This window comes from Halobacterium wangiae, assembly GCF_021249345.1.
Classification (GTDB): Archaea; Halobacteriota; Halobacteria; order Halobacteriales; family Halobacteriaceae; genus Halobacterium; species Halobacterium wangiae.
This window is the reverse complement of record NZ_CP089588.1, coordinates 1,903,838-1,925,311: the sequence shown is the minus strand read 5'-3', so window position 1 is coordinate 1,925,311 and position 21,474 is coordinate 1,903,838. Positions and strand designations below refer to the sequence as shown.

Annotated in this window: 21 protein-coding genes and 1 pseudogene; 12 read left to right on the top strand and 10 right to left on the bottom strand. The window is 65.3% G+C overall.

The window, feature by feature from the left end; all coding sequences use genetic code 11:
- Positions 1–13 precede the first annotated feature (13 nt).
- A complete protein-coding gene (locus LT965_RS10185; RefSeq protein WP_232700693.1) occupies positions 14–463 on the top strand; it encodes a universal stress protein in 450 nt (149 codons plus the stop codon).
- 100 nt (positions 464–563) lie between these two features.
- On the opposite strand, the gene LT965_RS10180 is transcribed toward LT965_RS10185, so the two are convergent.
- From LT965_RS10180 to LT965_RS10170, 3 genes are all read right to left on the bottom strand, one after another.
- A complete protein-coding gene (locus tag LT965_RS10180; protein WP_232700692.1) occupies positions 564–1,973 on the bottom strand; it encodes an FAD-dependent oxidoreductase in 1,410 nt (469 codons plus the stop codon).
- Positions 1,974–2,249: 276 nt separating this feature from the next.
- Positions 2,250–2,477, bottom strand: coding sequence for a DdfA family disk-determining factor (gene ddfA / locus LT965_RS10175; RefSeq protein ID WP_232700691.1), 228 nt, complete (start codon positions 2,475–2,477; stop codon positions 2,250–2,252).
- 179 nt (positions 2,478–2,656) lie between these two features.
- Positions 2,657–3,325, bottom strand: a complete 669-nt coding sequence (locus tag LT965_RS10170) for a helix-turn-helix domain-containing protein (protein ID WP_232700690.1) — start codon at positions 3,323–3,325, stop codon at positions 2,657–2,659.
- A gap of 264 nt (positions 3,326–3,589) precedes the next feature.
- On the opposite strand from LT965_RS10170, the gene LT965_RS10165 reads away from it, so the two are divergent.
- From LT965_RS10165 to LT965_RS10135, 8 genes and pseudogenes are all read left to right on the top strand, one after another.
- Positions 3,590–4,030 carry a DOMON domain-containing protein gene (locus tag LT965_RS10165; RefSeq protein WP_232700689.1) on the top strand — a complete coding sequence of 147 codons (441 nt, stop codon included), beginning with the start codon at positions 3,590–3,592 and terminating at the stop codon, positions 4,028–4,030.
- Positions 4,031–4,137: 107 nt separating this feature from the next.
- Complete coding sequence (locus LT965_RS10160; protein WP_232700688.1) at positions 4,138–5,172, top strand: succinylglutamate desuccinylase/aspartoacylase family protein; 1,035 nt, start codon at positions 4,138–4,140, stop codon at positions 5,170–5,172.
- 267 nt (positions 5,173–5,439) lie between these two features.
- Positions 5,440–6,462 carry an NAD(P)/FAD-dependent oxidoreductase gene (locus LT965_RS10155; protein ID WP_232700687.1) on the top strand — a complete coding sequence of 341 codons (1,023 nt, stop codon included), beginning with the start codon at positions 5,440–5,442 and terminating at the stop codon, positions 6,460–6,462.
- Positions 6,463–6,977: 515 nt separating this feature from the next.
- Positions 6,978–7,442 carry a DUF1269 domain-containing protein gene (locus tag LT965_RS10150; protein WP_349292069.1) on the top strand — a complete coding sequence of 155 codons (465 nt, stop codon included), beginning with the start codon at positions 6,978–6,980 and terminating at the stop codon, positions 7,440–7,442.
- A gap of 267 nt (positions 7,443–7,709) precedes the next feature.
- Positions 7,710–8,738, top strand: a complete 1,029-nt coding sequence (locus LT965_RS10145; RefSeq protein ID WP_232700685.1) for an AI-2E family transporter — start codon at positions 7,710–7,712, stop codon at positions 8,736–8,738.
- Between the two features lie 10 nt (positions 8,739–8,748).
- A pseudogene (locus LT965_RS16655) lies at positions 8,749–8,934 on the top strand (energy-coupling factor ABC transporter ATP-binding protein); the annotation flags it as partial.
- Positions 8,935–9,172: 238 nt separating this feature from the next.
- On the top strand, positions 9,173–10,321 hold the full coding sequence (locus LT965_RS10140) for an MBL fold metallo-hydrolase (protein WP_232700684.1): 1,149 nt from the start codon (positions 9,173–9,175) through the stop codon (positions 10,319–10,321).
- Positions 10,311–11,720 (top strand): multicopper oxidase family protein, encoded by a 1,410-nt coding sequence (locus tag LT965_RS10135; RefSeq protein ID WP_232700683.1) that lies wholly within the window; start codon positions 10,311–10,313, stop codon positions 11,718–11,720. Before LT965_RS10140 ends, LT965_RS10135 begins: the two co-directional genes overlap by 11 nt.
- A gap of 338 nt (positions 11,721–12,058) precedes the next feature.
- On the opposite strand, the gene LT965_RS10130 is transcribed toward LT965_RS10135, so the two are convergent.
- A complete protein-coding gene (locus tag LT965_RS10130; RefSeq protein ID WP_232700682.1) occupies positions 12,059–13,282 on the bottom strand; it encodes an MFS transporter in 1,224 nt (407 codons plus the stop codon).
- A gap of 172 nt (positions 13,283–13,454) precedes the next feature.
- Between LT965_RS10130 and LT965_RS10125 the strand changes: the two genes are divergently transcribed.
- Positions 13,455–13,841, top strand: coding sequence for a CopG family ribbon-helix-helix protein (locus LT965_RS10125; protein WP_009762148.1), 387 nt, complete (start codon positions 13,455–13,457; stop codon positions 13,839–13,841).
- A gap of 19 nt (positions 13,842–13,860) precedes the next feature.
- On the opposite strand, the gene LT965_RS10120 is transcribed toward LT965_RS10125, so the two are convergent.
- Positions 13,861–14,394 (bottom strand): cupin domain-containing protein, encoded by a 534-nt coding sequence (locus LT965_RS10120; protein WP_232700681.1) that lies wholly within the window; start codon positions 14,392–14,394, stop codon positions 13,861–13,863.
- A 98-nt stretch (positions 14,395–14,492) separates the two neighbouring features.
- On the opposite strand from LT965_RS10120, the gene LT965_RS10115 reads away from it, so the two are divergent.
- Positions 14,493–15,806 carry a M28 family peptidase gene (locus LT965_RS10115; protein WP_232700680.1) on the top strand — a complete coding sequence of 438 codons (1,314 nt, stop codon included), beginning with the start codon at positions 14,493–14,495 and terminating at the stop codon, positions 15,804–15,806.
- A gap of 132 nt (positions 15,807–15,938) precedes the next feature.
- Entirely contained in the window at positions 15,939–16,793 is an 855-nt protein-coding gene (locus tag LT965_RS10110; RefSeq protein ID WP_232700679.1) for a hypothetical protein, read from the top strand.
- A gap of 208 nt (positions 16,794–17,001) precedes the next feature.
- Here the strand turns inward: LT965_RS10110 and LT965_RS10105 are convergent, their stop codons facing one another.
- From LT965_RS10105 to nikB, 5 genes are read right to left on the bottom strand one after another with little or no spacing between them, the layout of a single operon-like run.
- Complete coding sequence (locus LT965_RS10105) at positions 17,002–17,505, bottom strand: hypothetical protein (protein WP_232700678.1); 504 nt, start codon at positions 17,503–17,505, stop codon at positions 17,002–17,004.
- A complete protein-coding gene (locus tag LT965_RS10100) occupies positions 17,498–18,490 on the bottom strand; it encodes an ABC transporter ATP-binding protein (RefSeq protein ID WP_232700677.1) in 993 nt (330 codons plus the stop codon). Before LT965_RS10100 ends, LT965_RS10105 begins: the two co-directional genes overlap by 8 nt.
- A complete protein-coding gene (locus LT965_RS10095) occupies positions 18,487–19,554 on the bottom strand; it encodes an ABC transporter ATP-binding protein (RefSeq protein ID WP_232700676.1) in 1,068 nt (355 codons plus the stop codon). Before LT965_RS10095 ends, LT965_RS10100 begins: the two co-directional genes overlap by 4 nt.
- Positions 19,551–20,507 (bottom strand): nickel transporter permease, encoded by a 957-nt coding sequence (gene nikC, locus LT965_RS10090; protein ID WP_232700675.1) that lies wholly within the window; start codon positions 20,505–20,507, stop codon positions 19,551–19,553. Before nikC ends, LT965_RS10095 begins: the two co-directional genes overlap by 4 nt.
- Entirely contained in the window at positions 20,504–21,451 is a 948-nt protein-coding gene (nikB, locus tag LT965_RS10085; protein ID WP_232700674.1) for a nickel ABC transporter permease, read from the bottom strand. Before nikB ends, nikC begins: the two co-directional genes overlap by 4 nt.
- Between the last annotated feature and the right edge of the window lie 23 nt (positions 21,452–21,474).

Here is a 21,474-nt window from a genome sequence, read left to right as displayed (position 1 = left end):
GAATTCGAGGTATATGTACGACCGAATCTTGCTGTCGACGGACGGTACCGTCGCGTCCAGGGAGGCCGAGGCACACGCAGTCGCGCTCGCAGCGGCGCACGACGCCGCGCTCCACGTACTGTTCGTCGTCGACGCGGACGTCGTGTCCGCCTACAGTGGCGACGAGTACGTCGACGAGGCCGAAGGACCGGAACACGGCCTCGAGGAACACGGGCAGCACACGCTCGCCGAGGTCCGGGAAGCGGCGACTGAGGCCGGGGTGGACGTCGTCGAGACCATCCGACAGGGGGAACCCGCGGAGACGATCGTCGACTACGCCGACGAGCAGGGCGTCGACCTGCTCGTGCTCGGGACGAAACGACGACCGGAGGAGTACCGGGCGCTCCTCGGCAGTGTAACCGACCGCGTCCTGCGGTTGACGACACGGCCGGCGACCGTCGTGAAGACCGAGGTCGCCGACTGAGCGAGGTCCAGTCCGACGTGGACGTCGGTCCCAGTGAGCCACCGCAGGAGGAGAACAGTCGGTCCGCGGGTCGTCGACGTCACAGCGCACTCCGAACGACTCAGCGCTTGCCTTCGACGACTTTCGCGGCGGTCAGCACGGGGTCCCACGTCGTGTTGAACGGCGGTGCGTACGCGAGATCGTAGTTCGAGAGCTCCTCGACGGTGATGCCCTCGGTCACCGCCCCGACGAGCGCGTGACTCCGGTGGACGGCGCCTTCCCCGAACTCTGAGGCGAGACTGCCACCCAGCACGCGACCGGTCGGCCGGTCGACAGTGAGCGTCACCTGTACGGTGCCGCCGCCAGGATAGTAGCCGGCGCGGGACTTCGCCTCGATAGTCGCGGTCATCGGGTCGAACCCGACCTCGCGAGCGAGCGCGTCGTCGAGTACTCCCGTGCGGGCGGCCTCCATCTCGAAGGCCTTGACGGCCGCCGTCCCCGCGATACCGCCGCCCTTCGTCGGTGTGCCCGCGACGGTCTGTCCGATCGCCCGCCCGTGGCGGTTCGCCGTCAGCGCCAGGGGCACGTACGCTGGCTCGCCGGTGACGACGTGCTCGGCCTCCGCACAGTCACCCGCCGCGTACACGTCCGGGACGTTCGTCTCCCGGTACGCGTCGGTCGCGATCGCGCCCGTCTCGCCGACTTCGATACCGGCGTCCGCGGCGAGAGCCGTCCGTGGACGGACGCCCGTCCCGACGAGCACCATCTCGACCGGAACCCGGAGGTCGTCCGTGACGACCGCTTCCACCCGGTCACCGCCCGCGAGTTCTTCGACCGCTGCGCCGAGGTATACCTCGACGTTCTGGTCGCCGAGGTGGTCGAGGATGGATTCGCTCGTCTCCTCGCTGAACTGTTTCAGGATGCGGTCGCCGCGCTGGAAGAGGTGGACCTCGAAGCCGTTGGCCGCGAGCGCCTCCGCCATCTCCACACCAATGTACCCACCCCCGACGATGCCGACGGGTCCGTGACACGTCTCGAGGAACTGGCACGCAGGCCCCCGGTCGGGTTGCTGGAGCTCTCGTTCGGACCGCGCTCGGCCGACGTACTCCCGGAGGTCTTTGCCCTCCGACATCGACCCGAGCGTGTAGACACCCTCCCGTTCCAACCCCACGATCGGTGGCAGGACCGCTTCCGCGCCTGTCGCGACGAGCAGGTGGTCGTACGCCTGGGTCACTTCACCGTCGGCGCTGCGCGCCGTGACGACCCGATTCGCGGGGTCGATGTCGACGACCTCGTGGCCGGTTCGGAGGTCGATGTCCCGCTCCTGGCGGAACTCCTCGGGGGTGACCGACACGAGGTCGTCGAGGGACTGGATCTCGCCCTTGATGTAGTAGGGCAGCCCACAGGCGCCGTAGGACACCCACTCCCCCTTCTCGAAGACGACGACGTCGACGTCGGGATTGTCGCGTTTCGCTTTACTGGCCGCGGACATGCCGGCAGCATCACCGCCGACGACGACGAACGTGGACATGGTGTAGACGTCGAGTCGTCGGACCATAAAATCGGCACTAACCTACCACTCACCCGGGGAGCCCGCTACCTCGGTCTCGATGGAATTGACGGCAGTCTCACAGACGACAGGGCCCGGTCGGACTACCCGAGACTCCTACAGTATCCGCTCGAACTCCGTCCCGTCACAACGGGGGCACTCCGCGTTACCGATCGGACTCGGTTCGTCGCCCCCGAGTACGAGTCCGTAGCGGCTCAGGTCACAACCCGTACAGCGGATGTTCTCCGGCATCGCGTGCTACGTCTCTGCGAATCGTTCGACGTGGATACGTCCGGGGTCCTCGACGGTCACCGTACAGCCGGCGTACTCGAAGGTCGCGGTGATTCCTCTGGTGGCATTCCGGGCGGACGTCGTGGCCAGGAGCGCGTCGAGCGCGTCGGGGTCGACCACCGAGTAGAGCGGCGGTAGCGCTAACGGGTCGCGTTCGGTCGCGCTCGCTACTGCGACGACGATTCCCTCGCTCACAGAGTGGATCGACGTATCCACGGTACACCGCACCGATTCGTTCTCTGGGTGGCACTCGATACCGGAGAGGCCGGGGTCGGGCGAGGAGTCTGGGTCCGATAGGACGCGGTCACGGGTCATCGATGAGTGTACTGACAACACGACAGTAATTCACGGTTCCCTCTTCGTGTGAAGCCTGCTTATGAGGGGGTGTCGGGCGACTCGGAGAGCGTGCTCCCGATGAGACGATTCGTCCCTCTGCGGAGCCGTGACCCCAGTGACTGACCGGTGATACCGACCTCCCCCGCCAGCTCCTCCAGCGTGGCCTCGCGTGGCGTCTGATAGTACCCCCGTTCGTAGGCGAGGAGGAGTGCCTCTCGCTGCGGCCCGGTGAGGTCGTACTGCGCCCCCGCTTGCATCTCCGAGAGGTTGTGGAGCGCCGTCAGTTCGGCGGGGATACCGTACTCACTGCAGCGTTGCTGGAAGTCGGCGATCGCGTGGCGTTCGTCCGCTCGGAGTTCGAACGTCCACTTCTCCGAGGTGCCGAACCCGGAGAGCAACACGACGTCCGTCTCCGTGATCGCCTGCATCACCCCCTGGTAGTCGAGGCGCCACTCGACGCGTAACAGGTACTCGCCGTCGAGATCGTCGACGAGTTCGACGCGGTGGACGTCCGGGTGGTCCCGGAACGAGGCTTCGAGTTCTTCCTCCCTGGCGTCTCCGAGTCCACGCACCCAGAAGTAGGGGATGATGGCCTGGTTCGTCGGGATGACCCGCTCGAGTTCGACCGTCGCTTCGGGATAATCTTCGGTGAGACTCCCGAGCGGGAACGACGTCGCGGGGATGGTGAACTCTGCGATCGTAGCCATACTCGGTGTTCGGCGTCCGCGTGGATAAGCCGTAGGCCGAGAGTGAGCACCGCTGAACTCGTAATCGACGCTCAGCCAGGTTCTACCCTCGCGTCTATCCCCGGCACGCGCAGAGCTACGCTCGGTGACGCCAGCACCCCTGGTGGAGCCTCCACGGGGAGCTCGTACTGTCTACAGCCTGGAACTACCACCGTCTCCCACCGAGTCGCGGGTTACCTGCGGCTCACTGCTCAACTCATCAGTGTAGAGGCGTAACCTGTTACCATGAACCACACTCGCCGCCACGTCCTCCGGGGTTTCGCTGCTGGCGGTGCAGCAGTGCTCGCCGGCTGTCTCGGTGGGGGCGGCGCTGGTAGACCGGTGCCGTCGACGCCGGGTACGACGGCGAGCGCGTCGACCGACAGCGAGCCGGTGCCACCACCTACCGCGAGCGAGGCTCGACACGTCCCGTACGACCCCGAGACGCTCCGCGACAACGTCGTCACTGGCGGCGTCGTGAAGGATGGCATCCCGGCGATCGACGACCCACAGTTCTCCCCGGCGGACGACGGTATGCACGCGTTCGAGAACCCTGGCTACGAGTTCGCAGCGACCGCCGACGGAATCGAGGCGGACGGCGTCAAGTGGGACGGCGCCACCGGAGAGAATGCGGACGGCCGAACCCTCGAACGGATTCCGTCGCGACGACGCGTTCTACTAGTCTGACGGTTCGGTGAGGTGTAACTCCCCGGGCGCCGATTTACCACGCTCCGGGGGTCAGTCCCGACCCTGTTGTCGGCTTAATACGAGTCAGAGCGTTGATGTACACACCGATGAACGACAACACCGCCGAGCCATTCACGTACGACGGTGGAGAGGTAGCGCCGGGCGAGACGCGACAGTTCCGACACCCCGTGAGCGAGACGTACCTCGGTGACCCGGTCCGAATCCCGGTCACGATCATCAATAGCAACCACGGTGGGCCGACAGTCCTGCTCTCTGCGGCGAGCCACGGCGACGAACTCAACGGCATCGAGGTCGTCCGCGAGGTCGCCCAGGAGTGGGAGCACGAGCACATCCACGGGACACTCGTCTGCCTGCCCGTGCTCAACGTCCTGGGATTCCTCACCCAGCAGCGGTACTTCCCGGTGTACGACCGCGACCTCAACCGCGCATTCCCCGGAGAAGAGGGGTCGACGAGCGCCCGGCGGGTCGCCGCGACCATCTTCGAGAACTTCGTCGAGCCCTGTGACCTCGGCATCGACTTCCACACGTCCACCCGCGGGCGCACCAACATGTTCCACGTCCGCGCAGACATGGACGACGGCGAGGTCGACCGACTGGCTCGCGCGTTCGGCGCGAGCGTCATCATGGACAGCGAGGGCTCGTCGGGGATGTTGCGCACCGAGGCCACGAGGGCTGGTATCCCGACGATCACCGTCGAGATGGGGGAGGCCCACCGCTTCCAGCGGTCGCTCATCGACGAGGCGCTCGCTGGCGTGCGGAGCGTCTTCGCCGAGTACGGCGTCCACCCACAGCAGACCGTTCGCTGGCCGGGCTGGCGGACCGTCATCTCGGGGCGAGACGAGAAGACTTGGCTGCGGGCCGACGAGGGCGGCATCGTCGACATGCATTGCGGACACGGCGACCTCGTCCACGAGGGAGGGGTGATCTGCCGCATCACGAACCCGTTCAAGACCGAGGCCACCGAGGTGACAGCGCCCTTCACGGGCGTCCTCGTCGGCGTCCTCGAGAACCCGGTCGTCTATCCGGGGAATCCGCTCTGTCACCTCGTGAGAGTCCAGGAGAGCTCCCAGCGCATCATCGAAGCGCGAACAGCCGAGAGCGACCCTAGAACCGGTGAGTGAACCGAACGGAATTCGGCATGCTCGTCCTCGCCGTCGAACTGCTCGCGTGAGACCGTTTTATACAGCCCGGACGACGAACGTAGAACTGTGACAGCCGGAACACCAGACGAGGACGGAACGCAGCCAGCGTTCCATACGCCGTCCGGTGAGCGCGTCCCGTCGGTGACCGCCGACGAGATGCGGGCCGTCGACCACGTCGCCGTCGAGGAGCCGGCCCAAACCCCCGTCAGAGTCACGCTTTTTGTGCGAGCTGTAGTCTGCTAGCACATGGCAGACGAACTCCCCGTCGAGGAGTACGAGGTGGTCGTCGTCGGTGGCGGCCCCGCTGGCCAGAGCGCCGCGCTGTACAGCACGCGACTCAGTCACGACACCGCACTCGTCGACCGCGGCGGCGGACGCGCGGCGATGATGCGGAACGTCCACAACGTCCTCGGCGTACGCGAGGAGACCAGCGGCAACGAGTACCTCGGCGTCGGCAGAGAGCAACTCGAGGAGTACGGCTGTGACCTCCACCGGGACGCCCTCACGTCGTGTTCGCGCACCGAGGACGGCCGCTTCGAACTGTCGGGCGGCGACGCGACCTACCGCGCGGAGCGCGTCGTGCTCGCGACCGGGATGAACGACGTGCGCCCGGAGCCGCCGCTCCCGCGGACGGGCCGCGGCCTCCACTACTGTCTGCACTGCGACGCGCACATGTTCGTCGACGAGTCCGTCTACGTGATGGGGCACTCGGAGAGCGCCGCGCACGTCGCCGCCATCATGCTGAACTTCACCGACCAGGTCGACCTGCTCACGCGCGGCGACGACCCCGAGTGGAGCGAGGAGACAGCCACGATGCTAGTGAACCACCCAATCGACGTCGTCCACGAGGACGTCACGGGCGTGAACAACGGCGAGAACGGCTGGCTGAAGAGCCTTGAGTTCGAGGACGACACCGTCCGCGAGTACAGAGGTGGCTTCGCGATGTACGGCGCCGAGTACAACAACAGTCTCGCCCGCGAACTCGGCTGTGGCGTCAACGACGACGGCACAGTCGACGTCGGCGACCACGGCCAGACGTCCGTCGACGGCGTCTACGCGGTGGGCGACCTCACGCCGGGCCACAAGCAGGTGCCGGTCGCGCTCGCCGAAGGCGCGAAGGCCGGCATCGACATCCACTACGCGCTCCGGGATTTCCCGCGTGAGCCCGAAGCCATCGAGGAGGCCGGGCCAGTCCGCTGTGAGGAGGTCCCGGGAATCCCGGACGAACTCCTCGAACAGGCCGTCTCGTTCCACACGTACGACGACTGACTAGTGGCCCTCGGTGGTCGTTCGCTACAGCTGGGCGAGCTGATCGTCGCCAGCGCGCACTCCGTGCGAGACGGGAGTGCTGCCCAGTTAGCCTGGCCTCACGCCTCGACGGCGGTCACGGGTCGACGAAACGGGTCTCCGAGCTGTCGAGGGGCGCCGCTACCACGCAAGAGATGAGTGCTACACGCGGCACCGTGATAGGTAGTAACTACCGCAGCGGGGGAGGGTGGCTCTGTGGACCTATCCGCCTCTCGAGTACCGCAGCGAGACACACTACGCCACAGTGCCAGTACGGAACTGTACACGGTCGACAGGATAGCGTCGCCCCGACTCCTGCTAGCGTACGTACTCCTCGGGAGGACCGACACGAGGTCGTCGAGGTCGGAGTTCCGAGCAAGGTCGGCTTTACTGGGGTAACGCCAGGTTGTTCGTGACCGAGGTGTCTATAACAAAACCCGAGTTCGCCGAACTGTCGGGTCGTAATGAGTTCACTCGTGGTACTCGCGTTCGACGACATGGACGGCGCCGAGAAGATGCGGGAGCTGATGTACGACTTCCAGAAACGAGAGCTAATCACCCTCGAGGACGCCGCCGTCGTCGTCCGCAAGGAGAACGGCCGGGCGAAGGTCAAGCAGGCCCACAGCCTAGTCGGTGCGGGCGCACTCGGCGGAGCGTTCTGGGGGATGCTCGTCGGCCTCCTGTTTCTGGCGCCGTGGCTCGGGCTGGTCGCTGGCGCTGCCGGCGGTGCACTATCGGGGAAACTGGGGGACATCGGCGTCGACGACGAGTTCATCAAGGAGGTCGGCGAGACCATCGAACCCGGACAGTCGGCGCTGTTCCTCCTCGCACGCGACGCGCAGGTCGAGCGCATCCAGCAGGAGACCGAGGAGCTGTCGTTCTCGATCATCCAGACGAACCTCTCGCCGGACGACGAGACGAAACTCCGGGAGACGTTCGCCGCCGAGGAAGTTGCAGGCTGAGTCACGTGATCGCCTCACCGCCGGTCGACGCGGGTCGAGACTGCTTCGGCCCACCGACCGCCAGACCACTCGAGGACGCCACAGCGAGCGACCACACAGTTCCGCACACACCATGGGACGACTCCAGGTTCTGACCTCGGAGGGACACGAGCGACAGTGCTCGGGGCCACTCGGCCAGCCAGCGCTAGCTCGGTCGCACTCCCAGCCGGAACGGGCGCAGCGACGTCTTGGCTGTGAATCGTCGGGGCCAGCACGCACTCACTCGCCATGAGTCGCGACGAAGACGAGTTCTCGATCACCTTCCTCCGCCTCCTGTTGATCTTCGTCGGGGGGCTGTCGGTCCTCCTCGTGTTACCGTACCTCCAGGCCATCCTCGCGGCTGGCCTGGCCGCCTACCTGGCCGTCCCACTGAGCGACCGGCTCTCGGAGAGACTGGGGGGCAACCTCGGCGCGCTCACCACGATGGTAGTCACCGTGCTCGTCGTCCTCGTCCCGGTCGTGATACTCGTCGGCGTCGCGGCGGACCAGGCGATATCGCTCGTCCGCGGCGTCGAGATACCCCAGGGCGTGACCGCCGAATCAGTCCTCGAGGCCTACATCGGCATGGACGTCGACATGGCGAGTCTGGCAGAGCCGCTCACCGGTGCGGTCGAGACTGGTGTTCGGGGCGTCCTCGGACGCAGCGTCGGGATTCTCGGCGGGCTCACGTCGCTGGTCATCAGCGCCGTGGTGTTCCTGTTCACGCTCTTCGCCCTCCTCCGAGACGGCGACCGACTCGTCGGCTGGCTTCGCTCGGTCGCCCCGCTCGACCCGGCGACGATGGACGAACTGCTCGAGCGCACCGACGACCTCCTGTGGGCCGCCGTGGTCGGGAACGTCATCGTCGCTGCGATACAGGCGGCACTGACGGTCCTCGCCTTCGCCGTCCTGGGTTTCGACGACCTCGTCTTCTGGGCCATGACCACGTTCGTGCTGTCGCTGCTCCCGTTGATCGGTGCGTCCATCGTCTGGATTCCGGCGGTCGCCTATCTCGCCCTCGTGGGGTCGATTCCGGCGGCGGTGGGGTTGTTCGTCTACGGCTCGGTCGTCATCAGCGGGTCGGACAACTTCATCCGGCCGCTCGCGATGCAGCGGGGCGCGAAACTCAACTCCGGGCTCCTCGTCCTCGGCATCTTCGGTGGTGTCTCTCTGTTCGGGTTCATCGGCCTCTTCGTCGGCCCCGTACTGCTCGGGCTGTCGAAAGACATCGTCGAGTTGCTCGCCGCGGAACGCCGCCGAACCATGGACTCGGTCTGAGTCGCGCCCACCGCTCGCAGGGCTCGACCCCGAGCGGTCCCGGCTGGTCGCCGACCGCATCCAGGGGATCCACGAGGAGGGCATCAGCGTCGTCCTCTCGACGCACGACCTCGAGTTCGCCGCCGAGGTCGTCGACCGCGTCTGTGTATTGACCGAGGGCAACGTCGCCGGGAGCGGGACGCCGCGTGAGGTGTTCGACGCGATGCAGACCGCCGACGATGGCGGTCGAGCCCAGGACATGCCCGCAGACGGCCCGTATTCGTTTATCCAGCCCGGCGTCGACTACCAGGTCGGCGAAGCGTGCTGCGAGGTGTCCACGATTCCGCGCGGGAACGCTTTCCCCCAAGCAGGACGTAAACTAACACGCTAGACGGCGGCGGCGCACGCGACAGATCCGGCGAACGGCAGACTCGGCACGACACAGGTGAGATACCATGGTCAAGACCATCACTGCAGCACAACTCGCGGAGAAGATCGACGCCGACGAACAGTTCACGCTCATCGACACGCGTCCCGAAGACAGCTTCGAGGCCTGGCACGTGCGCGACGCAGCGAACGTTCCATACGACCCCGACGAGGGGTTGAGCGAGGACCAACTCGACGAGGTGAACGCACTGGCCGACGCCCGGCCGGTCGTCGCTATCTGCGGGAAGGGTCTGACGTCGACGCCGTTCGCGTTCGACCTCGACGAGCACGGCTACGACGACGTCTCGGTCGTCACCGGCGGTATGGAGGAGTGGAGCAAACACTACGAGGTCGCCCCTATCGAGACGTCCAGCGACGACCTGGTCGTTCGACAGGTCCAGCGCCGAGCGAAGGGCTGTCTCGGCTACATCGTCGGCTCGAAAGCGACGGAAGAGGCCGTCGTGGTCGATGCGACCAGACAGACCGACCAGTTCAAGGTTGCAGCCCAGGACGCTGGGTTCTCCATCACGCGCGTCCTGGATACGCACGTCCACGCCGACCACATCTCGGGCAGCTCAGAACTCGCCGAGGAGGTCGGCGTGCCCTACCACCTCGGCGACGCAGCCAGCGAACGCGGTGTCGAGTACAAGTACGAACCGCTAGGTGATGGAGACGTACTCGAAGTCGGCGACGTCGAGATCGAGGCGCTCCACACGCCAGGTCACACCTCCGAGATGATGAACTACCTCGTCGACGGCGAACTCCTGTTGACGGGCGATACGCTGTTCGTCGACTCCGTCGGACGGACGGAACTCCAGTTCGGCGAGGACGACGCCTCGCGTGGAGCAGACCTGCTGTACGACTCCCTCCACGAGACGATCCTCGAGCTCTCTGACGACACGACGATTCTGCCGGGCCACCTCACCGTCACGAGCGACGGACGCTACGAGAACGGCTCGCCCGGCGAACCCCTCGAGGCCCGACTCGGGGACCTCCGCGAGGAACTCGACTTCCTCGAACTCGACCGCGACGCGTTCGTCGAGCGATTGACCGAGGAGGCCCCGGAGAAGCCACCGAACTACGAGACAGTGATCGCGATCAACACCGGCAGAGAGACCGTCGAGGACGAAGCCGAGGCGACGGAACTCGAACTGGGGCCGAACAACTGTGCCGCGTAAACAGCACTGGTTCTCCCGTCGCAGACTCCTCCAGCTGACGGGAGCGACCACTCTCGGCGCGCTCGCGGGCTGTGCCGGTCAGCAACCGGACACCGACGATGATGGTGGGGGTCGTGAGGTGACGCCCCGCTCGACAGTCACGGCCGAGCCAGATACGTCCCTCAGCCTCACCGCGGCGTCCGGGACTATTCAACCAGGCCCCGATGCGTCGACGACCAACTGGCTGTACGAGGGCCAGTTCCCGGGACCGGAGCTACGCGTACAGGAGGACGACGTGCTCAGCGTCGAAGTGACCAACGACCTCCAGGAGGAGACGACGATTCACTGGCACGGGATTCCCGTCCCGAACCCGGTCGACGGCGTCCCGAACGTGACCCAGGACCCGGTCGCGTCCGGCGATACGTTCACGTACACGTTCCGTGCCGAACCCCCGGGGACGTACTTCTATCACAGTCACGTCGGACTCCAGCTCGACTGTGGATTGTTCGGCCCATTGATTGTCGAAGAACGCGACCCGCACGTCGAGTACGACCGCGAGTACGTCGTCGTCCTCGACGACTACCTCCCCCGTGAGCCCGAACTCCCTTCCGGCGGCGGCAGGGGTGGCGGGATGATGGGGGACACTCGACCGCCATACGAAGGCCTCCTCGTCAACGGTCGACTCCCCGAGGATCCAGAGAGGTTCGACGTCACAGAGGGCGAGCGGATTCGCTTCCGGTTCGTGAACGCCGCCAGCGCGACAGTCTTCGGAGTACAGATCGCCGGCCACGAGATGACCGTGACCCACGCCGACGGACGACCCGTCGAACCCGTCGACACTGACTCTTTCGCCTTCGGAGCCGGCGAACGCTACGACGTGGTCGTCGAAGCGACGAATCCGGGGAGCTGGTTCGTGCAAGCGAACGCACTCGATGGAGACGAACCACCAGCCAGAGCCGTCGTCGAGTACGAGTCAGCGGACGGACGAAGTCCACAGCCACCGTCGTCCGCGAGTAACCAGTTGCAGTACGAAGACTTGCGGGCGGTCTCCTCGCTCGACGGGGTGAGTGGAGAGCCGGATCGAACGTTCGACCTGACGCTCTCCCGCAGCAGGGGCCAGTCCTACACGTGGACGATAGACGGACAGGCCTACCCGGACGCCGACCCGCTCCAGATTCGGCCCGACGAACACGTCCGGATTCGGATGACCAATCTGAGCCCAGTCGTCCACCCGATGCACCTCCACGGCCACTTCTTCCAGGTCGGCAACGCGATCAAAGACACCGTCATCGTCCCCGGTCACCGGGGACAGGTGACACTGGACTTCCACGCGGACAACCCCGGTCGCTGGCTATTCCACTGTCACAACCTCTACCACCTCGACGCCGGGATGGCGCGCGTCGTCGAATACGTCGAGTGACACGGTAGAGAACCGGACTCGGCTGCCGGCGACGCGAGAGCGCCAGGAAACTGCCGTCGAGGGAGCCATCGCACTCTCGGTCGTGTCCTTCCCGTGAGAGTCGTCGCCGTCGGTGCGGATTCGTACACTCGCCTCGTACACACGACCCCGCTTAACCCGTTGAATTGGGCTCACTCGACGGGGAGATTCGCCTCGAACACCGCGCTCCCCAGCTGGCAACCACCATCGGAGCCCGGTGGCCGGCGGAATCTGTACACGGTGTTCGCGGTTTCGATTGCAGACCTCGGAAACGGATTCTCCCAACGTATGACCGAGAGGAGTGAGGGGCGTTCGTGAGGTCACTCGGCAATCGGTGCTTCCCAGAAGATAATCGCGTACGAACCGACAACGAGGACTACGCCGACGACAGCCAGTGCGAACAACGGTGAGACGAGGTCGGAGATGATGCCGCTGCCGAGCTGGAACGGGATAACGGCCAGGCCGCTGACCATCGCCATCGAACTCAGGACGGTGGCACGGCCGAGCGTGCCGATGCGGTCGTTGATGTACTGCCCGGCGAACGACCGCGTGACGTCAGAGAGCCCCCGGGCAACCAGAAACGTGGGGAGCGCGAGAATCGGAACGAAGTACATCCCGACTAGCGCCGCGCCGACGATGAACGGCAGCGCGAGGAACCACGTCCGGATGCCGAATTGGTCCTTGATGGCGCCCGTGTAGTAGCTGAGTACGGCGCCGACGATGCTGTACGCCGCGTAGAACCAGCCGAGTAGGGACTCTACCTGCGCCGTAGCGACGCCAAGGTCGGTGACGACGGTTTGGAATATTGGCTGGAGGAACACGAACACGAGGTAGGTGGCGGCAGCGTACAGCACGTAGTAGTAGAGGATGAAAGCCCGAATGTTTCGACGCGAGAGCGCGTCTTTGACGATTCCGACGGTCTTCTGGAAGCTCAACTCGTCGGCGTCCGTGTTCTTGTACGTCTCTGGCTCGTCCAACGTGAGCAACACCACGACGCCGAGTCCGGTGACGGCCGACGCCACAAACCACGGGTACGAGAGGTCGATGCTGCCGAGGTAGCCGCCGACGATGGCTGCGCCGGCGCCGACCGCGAGGGCGGTGGACTCCCCCCGGCCGCGGACGTGGGCGAACTCGTTCTCCGAGAGGTCGTCGGTGAGCGTGTCGTAGAGCCACGCGTCCTCGCTCCCCGACCGGAAGTTGTACCCCGCAGACCAGAGGACGTAGAGGACTGCCAGCGCGGGGAACGACTCCGCGAGGCCGATGCCGAGCAGTGAGGCGGCTATCAGGGCGGTCCCGATGAGCAGGCTGTTCCTGCGGCCGATTCGGTCGCCGACGTACCCCGTCGGGATCTCACCGACCAGCGTGGTCAGGTTGTACACCACCTCGAGGATGGCAATCTGGGTGAAGTCGAGTCCCTGTGCGAGGAAGAAGAGGTACATGATCGGCCGGTAGAACTCGACCGCCTTGGTGGCCTTGTAGAGGTAGTACTTCAGTACGAGGCCGCCAGCCGAATCTTCCTGACGGGTCCCGGAACGTGCCTCCATTGGCTCTGCTTCGAGGAGGGGTCGTTATCTGCGTTCCGTTATTTCGCGTTCGGCGAATCATAATAATCCGGGCCGGAACTCCTGCCGTACTGCCATCTCCAGAGATCATCCGGACGCCGTATAGGTGGCCCCGACCGCGCGGTTTTTACTCCTACTGTGTCACCTACCACGCATGCGAACGAGCCTTAACGTTCCAGACGACATCCTCGAGGCGTTCGACGAGACGTGGCAGGCGGAGGGAATCGATTCGCGGTCGCGCGCAATCAGGGAGGCGATGCTCGAGTACGTCGAGGCACACGCGACGCTGGAAGAGACAGAGGGGACTGTGAGCGCCATCGTCGCGTTCGACTACGAACACCACGAGGTCATCCGCGACCTCCACGACGTCCAGCACGACTTCCAGGACGTCGTCGAGACGACGAGCCACACGCACCAAGGGGAGTGGTGTCTCGAGATGGTGTTCTGCCACGGGGACGCGGAGCGAGTGCGGCAGTTGGTCTACGGGCTCCGGGACTTCGACGCCGTAGGCCGGGTGAAGGTGCTCTCGCTGCGGCGCTAGAAGTCGGCGAACGTTCCGCTCATTCCGGGTACGTGGCGCCGTCTAACCTGCGGGCGAACTCGACGGCGGCGTGGTCGTCGTCGAGTTCGTCGAAGCTGAACACCGCACCGTCTTCCCGTTCCTCGTCGAGGAGGTCTGGAACCTCGTTCTGGAGGTAGGAGACGAACTCCTCGGGGCTGTCGTCCGTCTTCGTCCCCTTGAAGATGAGGATGAACGCGTCGTCGTCGAAGGGAACCTCGTACCCCGTGGGGACGCCGGGGCCGAACCAGAACACGTCGCCGGCGGTCATATGCTCGCGCTCCCCGCGTGCACAGAGCACCCACTCGCCGCGCAGCGTGACGATGATCGATTCGGTCTCGTGGGCGTGCTCGTCCATGTACATTCCGCCCGGCATCTCGATGAACTGGCTCTGAACGTCCTCGCCCTGCAACAACATCCCCACCCTCCCTTCCGCCGTGTCGACGCCGGGTTGGTCGTAGACGTCGTGGACGACGTCGACGCCGTCGGTCAGGTTCGTCACGTCCGGGAGTAGCCGGTCGGTGTTCTCTGCCATGCGTACTCGACGCTGCAGCGCAGTGAAATAGCTTGTTAGGACTGAATCGGGGTGAGCGTAATAACGACATTCTTGCCGGGTGAGTGCATCACCGGCGTATGGCTCAGTGGATCGGCGAGACGTTCGCGAGCGACGCGGGGTGGGACCACCTCGTCCGGCTGACGGACATCGGTAGTCGCATGGCCGGATCCGAGGGGGAGCGAGTGGGTGCGGAGGCGACCCGTGACGCCTTCGAGCGAGTCGGCGTCCGGAACGTCCGCCTCGACGAGTTCGACTTGCAGGGGTGGGAGCGCGGCGACAGCACGCTCACCACATCGGACGAGGACCTGGACTGCATCGCGCTCCCGCGGAGTCCGGCGGCGACCGCCGCGGGGGAACTCGTGGACCTCGGGTATGGGACGCCGGAGGACTTCGAGACGACCGACGTCGACGGGAAGGTGGTGCAGGTCGCGTCGAACATGCCCAGTCACGCCGACCGGTTGCTACACCGCACAGAGAAGTACTACCTCGCCGTCGAAGGTGGGGCCGCGGGGTTCGTCTTCCGGAACCACGTCGATGGCTGTCTCCCGCCTACGGGGAGCGTCGGTCGAACCGACCAACCCATCGGTGAGATTCCGGCGGTCGGCGTCTCGAAGGAGGTCGGCCACCGTCTTGGTCGGCGTCACTGCGGCGAGCAGGTGACCGTCTCCGTGTCGGCTGATATCGGTCCGGCGACGAGCCAGAACGTCCACGCATCGGTCGGCCCGGACACCGACGAGCGCGTGCTGGTCACGAGCCACGTCGACGGTCACGACGTGAGCGAGGGGGCGGCCGACAACGCCAGCGGCACGGCGATGCTCGTCGCCGTCGCTGAAGCCCTCTCGCGTCGCGCGGACGACCTCGACTCGCGAGTGGAGTTCGTGGCGTACGGCGCCGAAGAGGTCGGCCTCTGCGGGTCAGACTACCACGCTGCCCAGACGGACGAATCCGCGGTGCGAGCCATCGTCAACCTCGACGGGGTCGTCCAGGGTCGCACGCTCCAGTTCTTCACGCACACCTTCGACGAACTCGAGGCGGCCGTCGAGCGTGCGACTGGCCACTTCAACCACCCCGCGAGGGTCATCCCGAAGGAGGGGTACCGCGGGGACCAGTGGCCGCTCGTGCGCTGGGGCGTCCCAGGGTACTTCGTCTCGGGCGTGCGCGAGGCCGAAGGCCGTGGGTACGGCCACACGGCTGCCGACACCCTGGACAAACTAGACCGCCGCAACGTCAACGAGCAGGCAATCCTGCTCACGGAACTGGCCGTTGACCTCGCGCGTGAGGAGACGGAGATTCCCCACCGCTCCGAGCGCGAGGTCGCCGAGTCCTTCCGCGAAGAGGGGCGCGTCGAGGGGATGAAACTGGTCGGTGACTGGCCCTACGACTTCGAGTGAGGCGACGGGCGACGCCGAGGCGCCGCGGCGGGGTTGTCGGACCCTCGTACTGCGGTCGGGCCGGACGAGTATTACACGATCCGGGTTGGGATAATAACAATCTCTATACAGCACAGCCGCCGAACGGCAACTATGTTCGACCCACTGACGACCCTGGTCTCGACGGAGTGGGGCGTCTTCGTGGCCGCCATCGCCATCGGGTTCGTTCACGGCATCGAACCCGGGCACGGCTGGCCCGTCGCCGCCAGCTACGCCATTGACCAGAAACGCACGGTGTTCCACGGCCTCGCGGCCTCGACGCTGCTCGGCGTGGGGCACCTCGTCAGCTCTATCGCGATGGTGCTGGTGTTCTTCTGGGCGAAGTCATACTTCAACCTGACACAGATCGGCTGGATGAACTACGTCGCCGGCGTGTTGCTCATCGCACTGGGCATCCGCGAGTACTACCACGGCAGGAGCCACGGTGGACACGGTCACGACCACGGCAACGGAGACGGGGACGGCCACCACGACGCTCACGCCAGCCACGACCACGGCCATGGCCACGACCATGACCACGAGCACGGCCACAACCACGAGCACAATCACGGCCACGACCACGACCACGCTGACGACGGCGTCTGGGCCACCGTCAAGAACTACGTCCCGTTCGTCGGCGGGCACACCCACGACCACGACACGGAGGAGCTAGAGTCGGCGACCGACCGCGGGCTACTCGGCATCGCGGGGTTCGCGTTCGTCCTCGGGTTCGCCCACGAGGAGGAGTTCGAAATCATCGCGCTCTGCACGGGGTCCCAGTACTGCCTGGAGTTGATGCTGGTCTACGCACTGACCGTCGTCGTCGCCATCGTCGGGTTCACGATGCTGCTCATCGCCGGCTACACGCACCACGAGGAACGCGTGGAGGAGTACACGCCCTACCTCCCGCTCTTCTCCGCGGTGGTCCTCGTCGTCATGGGGTTCGGCTTCATCCTGGGCGTCTTCTGAGGCACGGTCCGCTGCCGTTCCGCCACCCGCTTGGCGCGGGCACTCGCTCTCACGTTACTCGTTGACGGACGGGGCCCGTCTGTCGAATCGCACAGCGACCACTGCACCAACCTGCGCTACTACGTGACACGTGCGAGCCAGAGCACCCGCGCTGACCCCGTAGAACCGCTGCCGCATCGAGGAAGAGGAGGTGTCCGTGCGTCGGTCGTCAGTCGGGGTTCTCCGGGTCGTCGATCCAGTTGTAACACCGGTAGTGTTCCCGGTCGCCCTCGAGCATCGAGAGTGGGACGAAACCCCGGTCACCCCGGGAACCGACCAGCTCGCTGTCCTCGTCGTCGACGAGCATCGCCTTCGCGGAGAGGCGGAACGTCAGTTCCAGTTCCCCCCGGTGGTTCTCGTCGGCGTCGAAGGAAACGTCGACCTCCTTCGGCCCGACGCCGAACGAGACGTAGCCTTCGGGAGCAGAGACGGCGAGGTCGTGGCTCGCGAGTGCACCCGCGAGGTCCTCGGCCCACGCGATCATCTCGTCGTAGTCCACCTCCCTGGAGAGGTCGAACGAGCCGTCTTCCGCGACGGCTCCCTCGTCGAACGAGAGCGTCGGGTAGTTGAGGTCGGCCTCGGGAAGCGCGTGACCGGGGTCGTCGCCTTCTGCGATGTCGTCGTCACCGGCGACCGGTGTGTCGTCGCCCCCACAGCAGTCGTCATCACTCACGCGAGTACACCTCTTCCGCGAAGTGGCACCGCGAGTGGCTCTCACCGACCTTCTGTACGTCCGGGACCTCCTCGCCGCAGCGGTCCTCTGCGGCTGGACAGCGCGTGTGGAAGACGCACCCGGAGGGCGGATTCACTGGGCTCGGTGGGTCCTCCTTGAGGACGATGCGGTCGCTGTGGCCGCCCGGTACCACGCTCGGAATCGCGGAGAGCAGTGACTCGGTGTAGGGGTGACTCGGCGTCTCGAAGAGCTGGTCGGTCGGTGCCCGTTCCATGATCTCGCCGAGGTACATTACGGCCACCCGGTCAGCGATGTGCTCTACGACGTTCAGGTCGTGCGCGATGAACATGTACGTCAGGTCCAGTTCCTCCTGGAGGTCCATCAGGAGGTTCAGGATCTTCGCCTGAACGCTCACGTCCAGGGCGGACACCGGTTCGTCGAGCACGAGCAGTTTGGGGTCGAGTGCGACGGCGCGCGCGATAGCGACGCGCTGGGCCTGACCGCCGGACAGTTCGTAGGGGTACCGGCTCCCGAAGGCCGGCTGCAGGTCGACGATATCCATCAGTTCGTCGGCGCGCTCCTCGCGCCGCTGCTTGCCCCAGCCGGCGGCGTGCATCGGCTCCTTAATCGCCTTCCGGATAGTCAGCCGCGGGTCGAGACTCCCCCGCGGGTTCTGGAACACCATGCCGATGTCGGCGAGGGTCTCCTGGTCACGGCTCGTAGTCGTCCCCACGGGTTCGCCCTCGAACCGGACCTCGCCAGCTGTCGGGGCGTGCAGCCCCGTCACGAGGTTCGCGAGCGTGGACTTCCCACTCCCCGACTCGCCGACCAGTGCCAGCGTCTCGCCCTTCTCGATGGACAACGAGACGTCCCGGACGGCCTTCAGGTACTTCCGCGTGCCCAGGATGCCGGCGAGCAGGGAGTCGTCTGTCACGAACTCCTTCGAGATACCGTCCACCTCGACGAGTGGTCGTTCCGAACTCATTGGTTATCAGGCTCCATCACGACGCCCGCGTCGCCCTCGATCTCGTCGAGGTGACAGCACGCGGCGGAGTGTTCGTCACCGCACTCGGCGTGATCGATGTCGTGCCCGCGGCATTCGTCGGTGGCGTACGAGCACCGGTCCGCGAACATGCACCCCGGTTCGGGGTCGAGCAGGTTCGGGACCTGGCCGTCGATGATGCGGAGCGGTTCTTTCCGGGGTGTGTTCTGAGGCATGCAGTCCAGGAGCGCGCGAGTGTACGGGTGCTGGGGGTTGGTCATCACTTGCTCGGTGCGGCCGGCTTCCATGATCTCGCCGCCGTACATAACGATCACCTTGTCACAGATCTCGGCGATGGTGCCGAAGTCGTGGGAGATGAGCACGATCGACATCCCACGTTCCTCGTTGAGTTCCTCGAGGCGGTCGAGGATGGCTGCCTGGATGGTTACGTCCAGCGCCGTGGTGGGTTCGTCGGCGATGAGCAGGTCCGGCTCCCTGGCGAGCGCGATGGCGAGCATCGCGCGCTGGCGCATCCCGCCTGAGAACTCGTGTGGATAGTCGTCCAGGCGCTCGGCGGGGTGCGGGATTCCGACCTGTTCCATCAACTCGACGACGCGGCCGCGGCGTTGTTTGCGCTCCGACCGGTTGCTGAACAGCGGGACGTTGAGGTAGTCGAGCAGTCGCTGGTCGTCCGGTTCCTCGTGGACCTTCAGCGACTCCTCGATCTGTTCGCCCACGGGGAAGACGGGGTTGAGCGTCTCCATCGGGTCCTGGAACACCATCGCCATCCCGTCGCCGCGGACTCTCCGGATGGTCCTGTCGTCGGCATCCGTCATCTCGATTCCCTTGAACCGGATGGACCCCTCCGTGATTCTACCGGGGTCCTCCAAGCGAACGAGTGAGAGCGCGTTGACGGACTTGCCGCTACCGCTCTCCCCGACGATGCCGACGATCTCCTCTTCTTCCACCGTGAACGAGACGCCGTCGACGGCGTGGACCGTTCCCTCGCGGGTGTCGAACTGCGTGTGGAGGTTCTCGACCTCGAGCAGGGGTTCGTCACCCGTCATAGGCCCTTGCCCTCCACGTTGCCAACGTCGCGCGGGTCGAGTACGTCTCGAAGCCCGTCACCGAGCAGGTTGAACCCGAGTACGAGTATCATGATCGCTAGCCCGGGGAAGTTGACGATCCACCACGCGGTCGTGACGAAGTCGCGGCCGCTTGCCAGCATCGTTCCCCACTCGGGCGTCGGTGGCTGTGCACCGAGGCCGAGGAACGAGAGCCCGGCTGTGCCGAGGATGACGTACGCGAGGTCCATCGTCGCGAGCACAATGACCGGAGTGATGACGTTCGGCAGGGCGTGGCGCATCAGTAGTCGTGGTGTCGAGACGCCCATTAGCTCTGCGGATTTCATGTATTCCTTCTGTTTCACTGAGAGCGTCTCTCCGCGGATGACGCGTGCGTACTGCGTCCAGCCGACCACGGCGAGCGCGATCATGATGTTGGTGAGGCTCGGTCCGAGGATGCCTGCGACGACCAGTGCGAGTAGCAGCCCCGGGAACGCGAGGAGGATGTCGACGAGGCGCATCAGTGCCTCGTCGACCCAGCCGCCGACGTAGCCAGCGATGACGCCGATAGTCGTCCCGATGACGAGCGTGATACTGACCACCGTCAGGGCGATCCGCATCGAGATCCGTGCGCCGTGCAGGATGCGGCTGAAGATGTCTCGCCCGAGCTGGTCTGTCCCCATCGGGTGTTGTAGCGACGGGGCTGCGAGTCGGTTGAACAGATTCTGATCGGTCGGCGAGTACGGTGCTATCGAGAACGGCTGGACCGGGATACCGAATATCTTGATCGGCGCGGCGAACACCGCGGCGAAGACCACCAGCGAGACGAAGAACAGTCCGACGAGGTTCAGTCTGTTGGAGACGAACTGCTGGGTCTTCCGGGAGTTCCAGAACGACTTCACCGCTCTCGAGATCCCGCTCGGACTCCACCGGGACCGTTTGCGTCGATTGCTCATTGGTCACCACCCTGGAAGGAGATCCGTGGGTCGATGAGCCTGTACGCGATGTCGACCGCGAAGTTCGTCAACACGAAGATGGCGCCGATGACCAGCACCAGGCCCTGCACGACGGGGTAATCACGGCTGAATATGGACTGGATGAGCAGATTCCCGAGGCCAGGGCGCTGGAAGACGATCTCGACCACGACGGCGCCGTTAAGCACGTACCCGAACTGCAACCCGATGATGGTGACCACCGGGATGAGCGCGTTGCGCAGCGCGTGCTTGTAGACGACAATCTTCTCCTTCAGCCCCTTCGAGTGGGCCGTCTGGATGTACCCCTCGTCGAGCACCTCTAGCATCGACGAGCGGACGAGCCGCGTGATGATGGCCGCCATTCCCGTCCCCAGCGTAATCGCGGGGAGTACGAGATGGTCCAGTCCGCCGACACCGGCGATGGGGAATATGTCGAGTTGAACGGAGAACACGATGATGAGTAGGTAACCGAGCCAAAAATTCGGCATCGAGATGCCGAGCAACGCACCGAACTGACTGAGGTAGTCGGGTGGCTGCCCCTGGTGGATGGCACTGATGATGCCAGCAGGGATGGCGATTGCCACCGCGATGGCTATCGCGGCGAGCGCGAGTTCCGTCGTCGGCACCACCCTGTTGAGTATCATCTTACTCACCTTCGTCTCCTGGAAGTACGACTGTCTGAAATCGCCCTGGACGACGTCCGCCGCCCAGTCGACGTACTGCACCGGGATCGGTTTGTCGAGGCCGTGCTCTTCTCGGAACTGGTCGATGGCCTCCTCTGAGGGTGCACGACCGCCCATCTGTTGGCGCATGATCGTCTCCGCGGGGTCACCCGGCGTCACGAACATCAGACCGAACGTGATGACTGAGACGCCGAACAGGACCAGTAACACGGTTGCAGAGCGACGGATGAGGAACTGTAACATTTAGAGGGACGCTGGATGCGTGG